Below are 13,275 nucleotides of genomic sequence, written 5' to 3' on the forward strand. Positions count from 1 at the left end.
CACGGAATAGCGTCCCGGATCGAACGCACTCGTCGACTTGCGCCCAGACGTCTTCGATCGGATCCGCGAGACCACCACTGGGCACGAACACTGCAAACACACCAGTCGGTATGGATACGAACACATCTCCCACAGCGACGTCACTCGGAGAGTCCAGCGGGACACCGACGAGTGCATTGACGGTGCCGTGCGCATCGGGGACATACACGGTGGTCACCTCCGTGGCGTCGATGTTCTTCTCGCGCACACGATCTCGGAGGAATCCCATCCATTCGCTGCAACTGGCCTCGGCACCGGGCTCCACCCGCGGTGCCACCAACCCACCGAACAATTCGGCACTGCGCGCGGTGATCCGAAAGCTCATCACGAACCGCCGGGCTGCGTGATGGCCAAATACAGGTCGACTTTGTAGGCGTGCGGGTAGCACTCGTAATCACCGGTGAACGATCGCACTATCTCCCCGTTCTCCTCGGCGTGATCGATCTGATTCCACAATCGAGTGAGAACGTCGGGAAAATAACCCACCGCGGAGAATCGGGCATATTTTGCAGACGGCACTTTTGCGATCAAATGCCCACGCGTCACCTGCCCGAGCGACGAGCACTGGTAACCGACTATCTGTGTATTGTACGATCCGATTCCAGGGGCGAAGTCCGTGTAGATCGACGCAAGCGGTCCGGCAGTCTCCTGATTGAGCACTGCGGACCACGCCTGGTTGAGGGCAGGATCGTTCAACCGCCCGAGTGCTCGTTTGGGACTGCGAACGGGGAGACCGGCGACCCACGTTTCGGGGAGGTCGACGATCTCGAACGACATTCACACTCCGTATGGAAGTTGCAGGGGCAGATCCAGCGCTCGGATCGTCGGTTCACGATATAACCCGTCAATCTACCGGGCCGACCGGTACGCAGATGATCGTTTGTTCAACAGGATGTGTCACCGGGCGTTGTCCCCGCGCATTGTCACCGACGACGCGACATCACCGACCGATTGCGTCGAGCACCAATCCCGCCATCGCAGCGCTGCCCAGCGGGGTCGGATGCAAGAACGGTGTCGGACCGAACGTCATCGAGCCCATGAACCAGCGCTCGGAAATCGGTGCGCATGCGTCGTGGCCGACGGCCGGCCCCGCCACATCGACGAACGTCGCCCCATGCCTGACGGCACTGTCTCGAAGCACGGAATCGAACCGGACGAAGAAATCCTGCACGAACGCCGCGTCGGCACCGTGCAGATTCGAGTCCGGGAAACAGCCCTGATGGTCGAAGTAACCACCGTGACCGACCAGCACGACGACGGCGAGTGGCGAACGCTGCGTAATGGCGTCGAGTACCCCGTCCAACACCGGCCCCAGCTGCCCGAGCCTCTGATCGATCTCCTGGAGGACCACGGGGTTGTTCCGGCACCGAGGATCTTCCTGCGGCACAGGTTGCAGGCACGGCCCGATCAACTGCGCCCAATTCAGGTCGTTGCCGCCTATCGAGAGGGTCACCAGCGTCGTATGAGGCCGCAGTGCATCGATCTGAACCGGGACACGACGAGGCAGTGGCGTGAACGTGCTCTGCGGCGTGGACACGACGTGTGCGCTCGTCGCCCCACTGCACGCGACGCTGGCGAAGGACGCAGGGTGCAGTGCGCTCGCGATCATGGCCGGATACGCCGCGTCGGATCGTCCACAACCGTCTCCGCCGGCATAGGACAACCACGCGGGCCCGGCAGCCCTGGAGTCGCCCAGAGCGACGTAATGCACCGGGTCCTGGACGGGGTGGTCGACGACGTCCGCCGACGCAGTCCCGACGAGCTGTCCCGTCAGCAGAGACACCGCAAGACCGACGACGAACATCCGAACATCGAAGCGCACGACACGCCCCCGCCTGCTATGCGGCCGCCCGACCGGCCCACCCCGACTCGACTCTCGGATACCCGCGGGTCGAAGAACTACGAGACAGTAACACCGCGTCGGCGATCACGCGGGCCTGTATCGAACCGTGGGGCCGGTTCCGGGGGTGGCAGCAGATACAGCGAGTCTATCGGCGCTACCGATCGGACAATCGTCGCGTACCGCTCGAATCAGCCGTGAATTTACTCGGCCGACGCCGTGGTGGCATATTCGCCATCGCGAACAGGTGACGAATATTGTTGCGATGTCACGCCCTCGTTCGAATGCGACACCGGCAGAATTCGCGACTCGCATCCGGACAAAATTCGAGTCAACGGCCAATGCACGGTATGCAGAATCATGTCCGCGATCAACAGTCGACGTAGCGCCTTGTTCGCCAAATCGTGGTGAGCCCATGTTCGGTAGGAACTCAGCACATAATGACGATATTCGAGGGGCGGAGTCAGCAGCCGCCGACCGGACACCTCGACGCACATCGTTTTGATCAGCGCGATCTGGAGACCGACGCGGTACAGGCACAGCGAGAGATCGATATCCTCGTGCAGGTCGGTACGCAGACTCACGCGGTCGCGGGCGGCTTCCCAAGCGGAGCGGCGAATGGCGAAGTTGTTACCCGAGGCCGCCGAGACCCGTAACTCGTCGGGTTTGCGCTTGGTGGAGTAGTCCATGTACGCGCCGTACGGTGCAGTCCACGGGGAGTCGTACAGGTGGATCGGCCCGGTCACCGCCGCGTAGTCCAGTCTGCGGTCGAAGAAATCCAGAATCGACTCGGCCCAATCCGGAGCTACCCGAGTGTCCGCATCGATACGTCCGATGATGGATCCTTCGGCCCGATCGAAACCGGCGTTGCGCGCATGAACGACGCCTCGCTTCGACTCCCGGACCAGAACTATCTCCGGAAACCGTCGGCTGTAGCTCGCTACCACGCCGACGGTATCGTCGGTGGAATTGTTGTCCACCACGATTATTTCGTGAATGTGTTCACGTTGCGCCAATAAAGCGTCCAGGCATCCACCCAAATGCGCCTGTTCGTCGAATGCGGGCACAACAACAGAAAGAGTGTTCACAACGCCAACCCCTGACACCTTTTTGGCAATGCGTAGCTCGACAATTTCCGAAGCGAATGCAAAGAGTGCCGAGCCTCTGACGCAGATGATGCTACATCATCAATTCGACGAAATAAGTCGTCCAATTTCGGATCGATAATAGTCTTTTGTCGATATCGGCAAGTGCTTTATCGATCGTTCGTCAGAGTATTGCTCTCGAAATCAGGCGTCGCGCCCGCTATGGCTCGCGCGTCGGCTAGATCGTTCAACTCCCGGCGACGAGCGGCTGGGCTGCCGACGTACACCGCGTCCGGTTCGCAATCCTTGGTCACCAACGAATTCGCCCCGATGATGCATCCCTCACCGATGCGGACCCCGGGCATGATCACCACACCGGACCCGATCCACGTGCCTCGCCCGATGGTGACCGACTCGCCCCGCAGCAGGCCTGCCCGTCGCCACGACGGTCCGACGTCATGGGTACTGGTGATGATCCGAACGTGGTCCGCCAGGAACACATCGTCACCGATCACGATGTCGGCAACCGTGTCGAAGTGGCACCCGAAATTCACGAAGACCCCGGTGCCCATCCGTACCGACCCGCGACCCTGGATCATCGCGCCGCCGTATATCAAGCACGGCCCGTCCGTCCGGACTCCCGCCGGCCGCAGCAAGGTCGCCCGCAGTACCGCCGGAACGAACGGCAGGTTCGCCACCGACACGAGGGTTGCCTGACGCATCTGAAAGAGGGCCCACTTGACGTTCGACGAGTCGCTCGCCCAGGTCGGGATCAGGGAGCGCAGGTTCACGCGGCCTCTCGCATCCGTTCGTCGGACAGCGCACGGTCGTCGACGGGTAGCGCGCGCGAGGGCACCGCCGAGAACATTCTCGAGATGGGCCAGCGCAGCGTGTGCAGGAGCCAATCGATCGCAACGATCCGGGCCAGCTTGGCCGATGCGAGCCCGTGCTCCTTGTAGGAGCGGTAGCCCGCGATCGCGTAGTTCACGTACTTCACCGGAGAGGTAGCCGATCGCCGGCCGGAGACCGCAGCCTTCATACGGCCGTTCTGAGCAAGCGGCAACTTCTTGCCGACCAACGACAAGCACAGATCGATGTCCTCGTGCACGCAGGTCTTGTCGCTGACGACATCCCGAACCTCGTGCCAAGCAGATGCGCGGATTGCGAAATTGTTGCCCGATACCGCCAAGGCGCTGCGCACCGACGGGTCGCGCTGCTCCGCTCGAGCATGTTGCCACGCCAGAGGCCGGGCCCACGGCGACTCGTACAAGTAGGTCCGCCCGCCCGCTGCCGCAACCGTGGAGTGCTCTTCGAAGAATTCGATGATGGAGCGTGCCCACCCGGGCCGGACGCGCGTATCGGCGTCTATGCGCCCGATGATGGACGACTGCACGAGATCGAAGCCTGTGTTCCGGGCATGCACGACGCCCCGATTCGGCTCGTGCACCAACTGGACCTTGTCATTGACCTCGCACAGGGTCTCGACCAGATCGAGCGTCCCGTCGGTCGAGCCGTTGTCCACCACGACGATACGGTCTATGTAGTTTCCCTGATCGAGCAGCAGATTCAAGCATTCGCCGATGTGGTCGACCTCGTCGAGCACCGGAATTACCACACTGAGAGTGTTCATTTCGATCCCCTGATTGAATTCGACACCTACCGAACGCGCAGGCACGCGTATAAAGATACGACATCAGCCACGCGAACACTAAAGTCAGCCGAAGAAGTAGCCCCAGCTCAGAGCGCCGAAAACGGCAGCGTGACTCGTCCGCGGGTGCTAAGCAATCCAAAAGACCGTTTCAGGTCAATGGTGCTCATAAGACGTTCGAAAGAATTCGATTCCCGTTAATGATCGAATGTTGTCCGAATACGCCATATTGCCGGAAATGCCTCAGCTCACGCGACGACGTATGAAGTCTGTGGATATCGATCGTGCGCGTCGTAAATACGACGCAGCCTGTCGCCAGTGTCTTCGGCGGATCGCCGTGTCTACTGCCGCAACCACACCATCGTCGGTCACGCCTGCTTCCTCCATGGCAGCAAGCCCGTTTCGCAGGTGGTGGCACTGACGGTTCGTCAACGTCAGGGACCTGACCGCATGGAGATCGATGGGTCCTGGAAGGGCCTCGCTCTCCGCACCTGCAGCGGCCAACCCGATCTTCGTCCTGATGCACTTGAAGCACACTCCGCAGTTGAATCGACCGTCGCGGTTCTCCCAGCACACCCGTAGATGCTTCATCGCCGTCTCGTCCAGGCCTATCCGCCGGAGCTTGCCGAGCCGATCCACCTCCAACTCGTGGTGATCGAACGTGACACTGCTACTCGACCACAGCGGGTCCAGATCGGGATGGGAACCCCACGGCAGCAGATCCCAGCGACTGTTGGACGACGGAATCATGACGGTGCTCACATGCTGCGACAACGCCAGCCCCACGTGAGCCAGTGCGGCTCCGTGAAGGTCGTATCCCCAATCGAGCGGCAATCGGTCTCCGAACGCCGACCTCAACGTGGTCTTGACCTCGATCAGCGGCTTGCCGAGCTCCGCGGCCGCGTCTCGGGCACTGGCCAGTGCTCGACCCGCCAATTCCTCGTTCCCGGCGGAGATGTCGAAACCGTGAACGAATATCAAATGGGTGATGCGATCGGATTCGGTGATTGCCGAATAGAAACTGTCCACACCTCCACTGAAGAAGCAACCCACCCCTCGGCCGTCGGACAGTGCATCGGAAGGCTCAGCCGATACCGATATCCCATGAAACCGTCTGGGATACCAGTCGAGAAGCACTTTCTGCGCCTCGGGAGCGCCTCGAAGTGCCGTCGAATCCACCGGGCCGTCGAAAGCGATACTCCACTTCTTTCGCATTCCCGCTACCAGCATCGGAGGAAGCCACGGAGTCGCCGAATGGTCCAACTCGTAATTCGACGCGGTGGTCACCACAGCCTCTTTGCCGAGAGGCGTCACTATCCGGGCCGCAATTCGATGAGCGTCGGTGTCCTCGACATGGACGGTCATCTGGCTGGTCACCGTATGAAGTGTGACACAAGCGCCGGCGACGTAACGCCACTCTGAGCTCTGTATTGCCTTGATTCACAACGAAAGCCGCCACTCGAGGTGAGTGGCGGCTTTCGTTTCGGGTGGAGCTGAGGGGAATCGAACCCCTGACCTTCTCGATGCGAACGAGACGCGCTACCAACTGCGCCACAGCCCCGTTTGCCGTCGTCTCGACCGGCTGGGCAACTCTAGCAAAGCCCCTCGGGACCGCTGTTACGCGCCCTGTGCCCGACGGAAATCGCCGTCATCGTCGCGGCGTGCCTGGAACGGCTCCTCGTAATGATCAAGATGCTCGAACTCCGGGTCCTCGTCGTCGATCTCGAGCACCACGGCTCCGGGTCGACGCAGACGCTGCGGCACGAGTTCGAGCTCTTCGTCGGTCTCCGATTCCACACCGAGGCGCGAGCGACCCATGCGTGTGAGTCGTCGTCGACGAATCTCTTCTTCGATCTGCACCTGCCTGCGGAGGTAGTACAGGTATCCGACGAGGACTGCGACGGACAGTCCGCACAGCCACCACACCGTCGGGGAGATGATGAACGCCAGTGCCGCGGTCGTGATGGCGGCGAACACCAAGCCGAGAACCGCGCGCTGACGGAAGGCGTATCGGGCGGCCCGGGCGATGGCGTCGGCCTCGGGATCGAATCCGCCGCGGCCGCGTCGGCGAGGCACGAAGTCGTCGTCGACGACTCCCGGCTCGTGTGCGGGAGAGCTCGCGCGAGGTGCGTCGTGGACCGGTTCGTCGCGTTCGAGGTCGTTTTCTTCTTCTGCGTGAGTGTCCATGGGGTCCTCCGCGGTACCGGGTAGATCGGGTGAGTCCGAACGAATCGACGCGAATTTCGGGCCGAAGATCTCGCTGGCGGGCGCGGAGACCCGCAGGTCGTCCTCCGGCCGCCAGTCGGGATCACTGCGGTGGCCGGTCGCGGGGCCGCGCTGCTTGCGCTTGGTGCCACCCCGATGCAACACGCGCGTGGCGAGTGCTGCGTCCGTGGTCTGCATGATCTGCGGACGCTTGGTCATCAGCATGGGAAGAAGAACGAAGAGCCAGACGGCCACGAGACCGATCCAGATGATCGAGTTCGGCATCGGCGATGTTCTCCTTCCTCAGGCGACAGCGACAGTCGAGACGCCCTCAGGTTATGTGGAGCAGGTGCGAGAACCCCGCAGACGCGCCGACCCAAATTACACTCCTGTCACTTTGACAACATCCGCCACCGAAATCCTGGAGCGAGCGCTATGCCCACGCCGCCCTGCCCGCGCGGACCAATCGATCGACGACCGATCCCTGCACCTCTCCCGAGGTGATCGCGACGAGTTTGTGGTCGCGCCACTCGCCGTCGACGTCGAGGTACTTGTAGAGCAGGCCCTCTTCGCGGAAGCCGACGTTGCGCAGCACGGCCTGGCTGGCGAGGTTCTCCGGACGCACCGTTGCCTCGACGCGGTGCAACCCGACCGGTCCGAAACAATGATCGAGTCCGAGCGCCAGCGCCGCGGTGGCGACACCTTTGCCGTTGACTTCCTTGGACACCCAGTACCCGATCCACGCCGACCGGAGCGCGCCCCGCACGATGTTCCCGGTGGTGATCTGCCCGCAGAATTCGCCGTCGACCTCGATCACCATCGGCAGCATGTGCCCCTTGCGTGCCTCGGACTTCAGGCCCGAGCACAGTGTGGGCCACGAGGAGATGTGGTGTCGGGAATTCCAACTGCCCTCACCGCTCGGCTCCCACGGCTCGAGGTGTGCGCGGTCCTGGGTGCGGATTCGACTCCAGGAGGCTGCGTCGCGCATGCGGACGGGCCGGACGGTCACCGTTCCCCCGGCCACTCGGACTGGACCCAATTTCGCCGGCCAACCCGGGTGGCTCGACCACGTTCGCGGCATCAGTCGATCGTATGCGCTGCGCGTGTGAGCGCGTGCGTCAGCCGCGCTGAGCGAGGAACGAGACCTTCACTTCTTCGCCGGTTCGGATCTCGGTGACGTCGGGATCGATGACGACCAGGCAGTTCGCCTCCGCGAGTGTCGCGAGCAGATGAGACGACGAGCCCGGAGCACCGCCGAGAGCCTGGACGAGATATTCGCCGGTGCCCTCGTCGCGCATCAGTTGCCCTCGCAGGAATCCCTTGCGGTCCTCGATCGATGTGATCGGTGCGACGGTCCGCGCGGTGACGGTCCGGCGCAGTGGCTGGCGACGGCCGAGTGCGATGCGAATGAGTGGACGGACCATCACCTCGAACACCACGAGCGCGCTGACGGGGTTGGCAGGCAACAGGAACGTGGGCACCTCGTCGCGTCCGAGCTGGCCGAATCCCTGCACCGAGCCGGGGTGCATGGCAACCCGCTCGACTTCCATGTCCCCGAGTTCGCCCAGCGCCTCACGGACGCCATCGGACGCGCCTCCGCCGACCGCGCCTGCGATGACGACGATCTCGGAGCGGATCAGCTGGCCTTCGACCACTTCACGCAGTCGCTTGGGGTCGGTGCTCACGATGCCGACGCGGTTCACGTCGGCTCCGGCATCGCGTGCTGCAGCAGCGAGGGCGTAGGAGTTGACGTCGTACACCTGGCCGGGCCCGGGGGTCCGATCGGTATCGACCAACTCCCCGCCCACCGAGATGACCGACAACCGCGGACGCGGGTGCACCAGCACCTTGTCGCGTCCGACGGCGGCCAACAGGCCGACCTGCGCGGCACCGATGATCGTTCCCGCCCGCACGGCCACGTCGCCGGGTTGAACGTCGTCGCCGATCTTGCGCACGTAGTCACCCGAGCGAACCGGACGGAACACCTTGACACGGGCGCGGCCGTTGTCGGTGCGATCCAGCGGCAGGACTGCGTCGGCCAACGTGGGCAGCGGCGCGCCGGTATCGACCCGCACGGCCTGACGCGGCTGCAGCCGGATGGGCTGACGCGAACCCGCGGAGACCTCGCCGACGACGGGCAGCGTCAGGTCGATGCGCTCGTCTTCCTCGTTACGCAGGTCGGTACCCGCGGAGGCGACGTCGACACTGCGTACGGCATAACCGTCGATCGCGGCCTGGTCGAAGCCGGGAAGGGGACGCTCGGTGACCACTTCCTCGGCGCAGAGCAGACCCTGCGCTTCCGAGATGGCGACCCGAACAGGCCGTGGAGCCACCGCCGCTGCGGTCACCCTGGTCTGTTGATCTTCGACCGAGCGCATCTGGCCCTTCCTCTATGGCATCGACCCGCGATGCTATTCGTACGTCGTCAGTTCCGGTGCCCAGCTGTCGCTCAAGCGTTCGTTCAGCCATTCACGCAGCGCGGGACCGTAGTCGTCGCGCTGCAAAGCAAAGTCAACCGCAGCGCGTAGGTATCCCCCGGGATTTCCGAGGTCGTGTCTCGATCCACGATGCACCACCACGTGAACGGGATGGCCCTCCTCGATCAGAAGTGCGATGGCGTCGGTCAGCTGCAATTCGCCGCCGGCACCGGGCTCGATGCGTCGCAACGCGTCGAAGATCGCGCGGTCGAGCAGATAGCGGCCCGCGGCAGCCAAGTTGGACGGTGCCTCTTCCTTCTTGGGCTTTTCGACCATGCCGGTGACTTTGAGGACGTTCGGATTGACGGCATCGGGCACGATTTCGACGGAGAAGACGCCGTAGGACGAGACCTTGTCGTCGGGAACCTCGATGGCGCACAGCACCGAGCCGCCGCGCTTGGCGCGCACCCGGGCCATGACGTCCAGCACGCCCCGCGGCATCACCAGATCGTCGGGCAGCAGCACCGCGACCGAATCCTCGTCGTCGTCGAGTGCTTCCTCGGCGCATGCGACGGCGTGACCGAGTCCGAGCGGTTCGTGCTGAATGACCGATTGCACGTCCAGAAGCTTGGGGGCGACGCGTACCTTCTCGAGCATTTCGAGCTTTCCGCTCGCTTCGAGCTTCTTTTCCAGAACGAGGTCCTCGACGAAGTGGGCGACGACGCCGTCCTTGCCGGGAGAGGTGACGATGACCAACCGTTGTGCACCGGAATCTGCCGCTTCTCCGGCGACGAGCTCGATACCGGGAGTGTCGACGACCGGAAGTAGTTCCTTCGGAACGGTTTTCGTGGCCGGCAGGAACCGGGTACCCATGCCTGCGGCGGGGACGATGGCCGTGCGGAAGTGCACAGGCGTGGCGGCGGTCGTCGCTGAAGCGGCTTCTGTCATGGTGCTCACCCTATCCGTGGTTTCTGGAGATTGGCTCGGCGTGTGCCCCGTTCGACCCCCGAGTGCATATCGTTGAACGACAGCACGAGAGGGAGAGTGAACCGTTGTGAGCGTTCCCGAATTTTCGGAGAACACGCCGAAGGATCTGTGGCGGGAGCATGTCCTCGCCGAACGCCGACTGCTCGACGATGCGCAACGCGCGATGGAGTCCTCCGCACTCTGCCATGCCGTCGGCGAATTGGCGGCCGAACACTCGGTCGTGGCGGCGTACGTCCCGATCGGCCGGGAGCCGGGGTCGATCGAGATGCTCGACGCGATGGCCGCGGCCGGAGCCACGGTTCTGCTACCGAGTGCCCATGAGCCGGGGCCGCTGAAGTGGGCGCGTTACGAGGGTCGCGATGCGTTGGTGCGGGCACCGTACGGGCTGCTCGAGCCGTCGGGTCCACTACTCGAGCCCGACGCCGTCGGGCAATGCCCGATGGTGCTGCTACCTGCGCTGGCCGTCGATCGCCGCGGTGTCCGGCTGGGCCGTGGAGCCGGGTTCTACGACCGGACTCTCGACCTGTGCAGTCCCGAGGCCATGCTGGTCGCCATCGTGCGCGACGAGGAGCTATTCTCCCGGCTGCCGGCCGAACCGCACGACCGCCGCGTGACGCACGCGCTGACTCCCGGCGGCGGGCTCGTACGCTTGGGTACGGAATAACGCTACGATTCGATTCGTTGGCACTCCTGACTGTAGAGTGCTAATACTCTCCCCAGTTTCGACGAACAGACAAGACACCGGCGGTGTTCGGCCTCGGCCAGCAGAGCGCGAACCTCCTCGGTGACCAGCGCGGAGGAAACACGATGCCCACCTACTCATACGCCTGCACCGAGTGCGACAACCGCTTCGACATCGTCCAGTCCTTCACCGACGACACGTTGACGGTATGCCCGGCCTGCTCCGGCAAGCTTCGCAAGTTGTTCAATTCGGTCGGCATCGTCTTCAAGGGCAGCGGCTTCTACCGCACCGACAGTCGGGGCAACTCCGGCACCGCCAGCGAAGGCGCGAGCGAGAAGAAGTCCGACGCCGCGGCCACGAAGTCGGAGACCAAGAGCGACTCGAAGCCGGTCGAGAAGAAGTCGTCGGATTCGTCCTCGTCGAGCAGCTCCTCATCATCCTCCACCACGAAAGCTGCTGCCAGCCAGTAGTTTTTGGATCCATCCACAGGCCGGTCTGTTATCCACAGGCCGGCCTTTTCGGTCTCTTCAGGCCAGTTGGGACCGCTACCGTTCCGGTCATGGCTGCCCGCAAGAACCGACTGGACTCGACGCTGCTCGACCGCTTCGCTCAGCGTCCCGCGTGGGTGGGATCGGTGAAAGTTCGACGCATCGCCGCGGGCATTCTGGTGGCCGTCGCAGTCCTGCTGTTCGTCGACGACGCCGCAGGCGACGATCGCGTCCGCGTCGTCACGGCCGGCCGCGACCTGACGCCGGGAACGATACTGACGCCGGCCGATGTTGCCGTCGCCGAATGGGATTCGGCCACGGTGCCCAACGGCGCAGTGCTCGATTCCGCCGACGTGGACGGACGAACGCTGACCGGCCCGGTTCGAGCAGGCGAATTGCTCACCGACGTCCGGCTGTTGGGCTCTCGAACAGCCACCGCGGCGCTGGGGGCCGAGGCACGCGTCGTACCGGTGCATCTCGCCGACGCAGGCGTGACCGACCTGCTCAGAGAAGGCGATCGGGTGGACGTCCTGACCGTCGAAACTCAGGAGAACTCCGAAGCCCCACCTGCAGCTCGGATACTGGCGTCGGGGGCGATGGTGGTGCTCGTTTCCGCCGAGGCCGGCGGGGGTCGGCAACGAGATCGGGTGGTGCTGCTCGCCCTACCGACCGAGGATGCGACGACGGTGGCAGCCGCGTCGCTGGTGAGCGCTTTGACGGTGACATTGCATTGAGCCGGTGCCCGGGCGATTCACGGGGTCCGAAGTCGATCGATCTGGGTTAACGTCTGGCGAGACCGAAACATACCAAGAGATCGGAGAGCGGCTCATGCTGAAGGGATTCAAGGACTTTCTGTTGCGAGGCAACGTGGTCGACCTCGCGGTCGCGGTCGTCGTCGGCGCAGCATTCACGGCAATCGTCACCGCGTTCACCACGAACATCATCAACCCGTTGGTCGCCGCTGTCGGTGGCAGCAACGAACTGGGGTGGGGAATCAAGATCCTCAATAGTAACGACGCCACATTCATCAATATCGGCGCGGTCATCACGGCGATCATCAACTTCATCATCATCGCGGCGGTCGTGTACTTCGTCCTGATCCTGCCGGTCAACACCGCGAAGAAGCGCTTCGTCAGCCAGCCGGAGAAGGAACTGAGCGACGTCGACGTGCTGGTGCAGATCCGCGACATTCTCGCGGGTGGAACCACTGCAGGACAGAAGCTTTCGACGGCGGCCGACACCACCGGCGGCAGCGGCGAAGCTATCGATTCCTCCTCCCCCGACCTCGGCAAGCACTCGAAGGACTGACACCGGTCTGCTTCAACGAATGAATGCGCCATTCACGCTGTCAGACGGCGTGAATGGCGCATTCATTCGTTGTGGGGCGTGCGACAGGCCGTGAGGGCCCGTCAGGCGATCAGTTGGTGAACGTGGTCAGCGGTAGCTCGTCGAGCGTGATCGAGGTGCCATCCGCCTCGCAGGCGGACTTCACTGCTGCGCCGTTGTCGACGAACGCCTTGCCCGACTCGCTGTCGGGCTCCGACAGTTCGAGCGTGTCGGCCGGAACGGCGTCCGCGAACGTCGTCATCGCGCTGGCCACATCACCGGACGCGGTGCCGGACAATGACTTCACCTTGTCGACGGCCGCCTGCTTCTCCGCAGTCCACTGCTCGATGTTGGCTGCCGACCCCGGGCCCGCCTTCACCAGACCGACGAACGCATTGTGGTCGGCTGCGAAAGAGTTGCACACGTCGGTGTTCTGACCGGTGGCTGCCGAATCGTCACCACCACTGCAACCGGTGAGCAACCCGAGAGCAACGACGGCTCCGGCGGCGAACACTGTGAAACGGGCTTTCGGGTAGGTCACTGCTTCTGCGCCTCTCT

The 13,275-nt window shown here is 63.5% G+C and carries 16 protein-coding genes and 1 tRNA gene; 5 read left to right on the forward strand and 12 right to left on the reverse strand.

The features are described 5' to 3' along the window. Positions 1-110 precede the first annotated feature (110 nt). Positions 111-386, forward strand: a complete 276-nt coding sequence (locus tag CH262_RS27425) for a hypothetical protein (protein WP_179274876.1) — start codon at positions 111-113, stop codon at positions 384-386. Here the strand turns inward: CH262_RS27425 and CH262_RS00310 are convergent. From CH262_RS00310 to CH262_RS00360, 11 genes are all read right to left on the reverse strand, one after another. After that, positions 364-816 (reverse strand): GyrI-like domain-containing protein, encoded by a 453-nt coding sequence (locus CH262_RS00310; protein ID WP_027496057.1) that lies wholly within the window; start codon positions 814-816, stop codon positions 364-366. The genes CH262_RS27425 and CH262_RS00310 overlap by 23 nt on opposite strands. A gap of 163 nt (positions 817-979) precedes the next feature. Beyond that, on the reverse strand, positions 980-1,861 hold the full coding sequence (locus CH262_RS00315; RefSeq protein ID WP_143547038.1) for an SGNH/GDSL hydrolase family protein: 882 nt from the start codon (positions 1,859-1,861) through the stop codon (positions 980-982). A 221-nt stretch (positions 1,862-2,082) separates the two neighbouring features. Next, positions 2,083-2,967, reverse strand: a complete 885-nt coding sequence (locus tag CH262_RS00320) for a glycosyltransferase family 2 protein (protein WP_179274877.1) — start codon at positions 2,965-2,967, stop codon at positions 2,083-2,085. A gap of 167 nt (positions 2,968-3,134) precedes the next feature. Further along, a complete protein-coding gene (locus tag CH262_RS00325) occupies positions 3,135-3,755 on the reverse strand; it encodes an acyltransferase (protein WP_256988596.1) in 621 nt (206 codons plus the stop codon). Beyond that, positions 3,752-4,594, reverse strand: coding sequence for a glycosyltransferase family 2 protein (locus CH262_RS00330; RefSeq protein ID WP_094716643.1), 843 nt, complete (start codon positions 4,592-4,594; stop codon positions 3,752-3,754). The genes CH262_RS00325 and CH262_RS00330 overlap by 4 nt, the downstream gene beginning before the upstream one ends. 261 nt (positions 4,595-4,855) lie before the next feature. Continuing rightward, positions 4,856-5,989: a hypothetical protein gene (locus tag CH262_RS00335; protein ID WP_179274878.1), complete on the reverse strand. Its 1,134-nt coding sequence runs from the start codon at positions 5,987-5,989 to the stop codon at positions 4,856-4,858. Between the two features lie 111 nt (positions 5,990-6,100). Then, a tRNA-Ala gene (locus CH262_RS00340) sits at positions 6,101-6,173 on the reverse strand. A gap of 56 nt (positions 6,174-6,229) precedes the next feature. After that, entirely contained in the window at positions 6,230-7,102 is an 873-nt protein-coding gene (gene sepX / locus CH262_RS00345; RefSeq protein WP_032371228.1) for a divisome protein SepX/GlpR, read from the reverse strand. Positions 7,103-7,250: 148 nt separating this feature from the next. Next, complete coding sequence (locus CH262_RS00350) at positions 7,251-7,898, reverse strand: GNAT family N-acetyltransferase (protein WP_032364078.1); 648 nt, start codon at positions 7,896-7,898, stop codon at positions 7,251-7,253. Positions 7,899-7,935: 37 nt separating this feature from the next. After that, a complete protein-coding gene (glp, locus tag CH262_RS00355) occupies positions 7,936-9,195 on the reverse strand; it encodes a molybdotransferase-like divisome protein Glp (protein WP_027496053.1) in 1,260 nt (419 codons plus the stop codon). A gap of 33 nt (positions 9,196-9,228) precedes the next feature. Next, entirely contained in the window at positions 9,229-10,182 is a 954-nt protein-coding gene (locus tag CH262_RS00360; protein WP_027496052.1) for a UTP--glucose-1-phosphate uridylyltransferase, read from the reverse strand. Positions 10,183-10,288: 106 nt separating this feature from the next. On the opposite strand from CH262_RS00360, the gene CH262_RS00365 reads away from it, so the two are divergent. The 4 genes from CH262_RS00365 to mscL all read left to right on the forward strand — a co-directional run bounded on the left by CH262_RS00365 (position 10,289) and on the right by mscL (position 12,699). Next, on the forward strand, positions 10,289-10,885 hold the full coding sequence (locus CH262_RS00365) for a 5-formyltetrahydrofolate cyclo-ligase (RefSeq protein WP_094716644.1): 597 nt from the start codon (positions 10,289-10,291) through the stop codon (positions 10,883-10,885). A 143-nt stretch (positions 10,886-11,028) separates the two neighbouring features. Next, entirely contained in the window at positions 11,029-11,373 is a 345-nt protein-coding gene (locus CH262_RS00370; RefSeq protein ID WP_094716708.1) for an FmdB family zinc ribbon protein, read from the forward strand. 89 nt (positions 11,374-11,462) lie between these two features. Further along, entirely contained in the window at positions 11,463-12,125 is a 663-nt protein-coding gene (locus CH262_RS00375; RefSeq protein WP_032364080.1) for an RcpC/CpaB family pilus assembly protein, read from the forward strand. A gap of 94 nt (positions 12,126-12,219) precedes the next feature. Continuing rightward, the gene (gene mscL / locus CH262_RS00380; protein ID WP_094716645.1) at positions 12,220-12,699 is read left to right on the forward strand and encodes a large conductance mechanosensitive channel protein MscL; all 480 of its coding nucleotides are present in this window, start codon (positions 12,220-12,222) and stop codon (positions 12,697-12,699) included. Between the two features lie 109 nt (positions 12,700-12,808). Here the strand turns inward: mscL and CH262_RS00385 are convergent, their stop codons facing one another. Beyond that, a complete protein-coding gene (locus CH262_RS00385; protein WP_094716646.1) occupies positions 12,809-13,258 on the reverse strand; it encodes a hypothetical protein in 450 nt (149 codons plus the stop codon). Positions 13,259-13,275: the final 17 nt, after the last annotated feature.

This window comes from Rhodococcus sp. 05-2255-1e (genome assembly GCF_002259025.1).
Classification (GTDB): Bacteria; Actinomycetota; Actinomycetes; order Mycobacteriales; family Mycobacteriaceae; genus Rhodococcoides; species Rhodococcoides fascians.

Bases quoted from the DNA above. Each gene is read 5' to 3' on its own strand.
- CH262_RS00310 (WP_027496057.1), bottom strand. From the start codon at position 816: ATGTCGTTCGAGATCGTCGACCTCCCCGAAACGTGGGTCGCCGGTCTC.
- CH262_RS00360 (WP_027496052.1), bottom strand. From the start codon at position 10,182: ATGACAGAAGCCGCTTCAGCGACGACCGCCGCCACGCCTGTGCACTTC.
- CH262_RS00350 (WP_032364078.1), bottom strand. From the start codon at position 7,898: ATGCCGCGAACGTGGTCGAGCCACCCGGGTTGGCCGGCGAAATTGGGT.
- CH262_RS00330 (WP_094716643.1), bottom strand. From the start codon at position 4,594: ATGAACACTCTCAGTGTGGTAATTCCGGTGCTCGACGAGGTCGACCAC.
- CH262_RS00375 (WP_032364080.1), top strand. From the start codon at position 11,463: ATGGCTGCCCGCAAGAACCGACTGGACTCGACGCTGCTCGACCGCTTC.
- glp (WP_027496053.1), bottom strand. From the start codon at position 9,195: ATGCGCTCGGTCGAAGATCAACAGACCAGGGTGACCGCAGCGGCGGTG.
- CH262_RS27425 (WP_179274876.1), top strand. From the start codon at position 111: ATGGATACGAACACATCTCCCACAGCGACGTCACTCGGAGAGTCCAGC.
- sepX (WP_032371228.1), bottom strand. From the start codon at position 7,102: ATGCCGAACTCGATCATCTGGATCGGTCTCGTGGCCGTCTGGCTCTTC.
- CH262_RS00370 (WP_094716708.1), top strand. From the start codon at position 11,029: ATGCCCACCTACTCATACGCCTGCACCGAGTGCGACAACCGCTTCGAC.
- mscL (WP_094716645.1), top strand. From the start codon at position 12,220: ATGCTGAAGGGATTCAAGGACTTTCTGTTGCGAGGCAACGTGGTCGAC.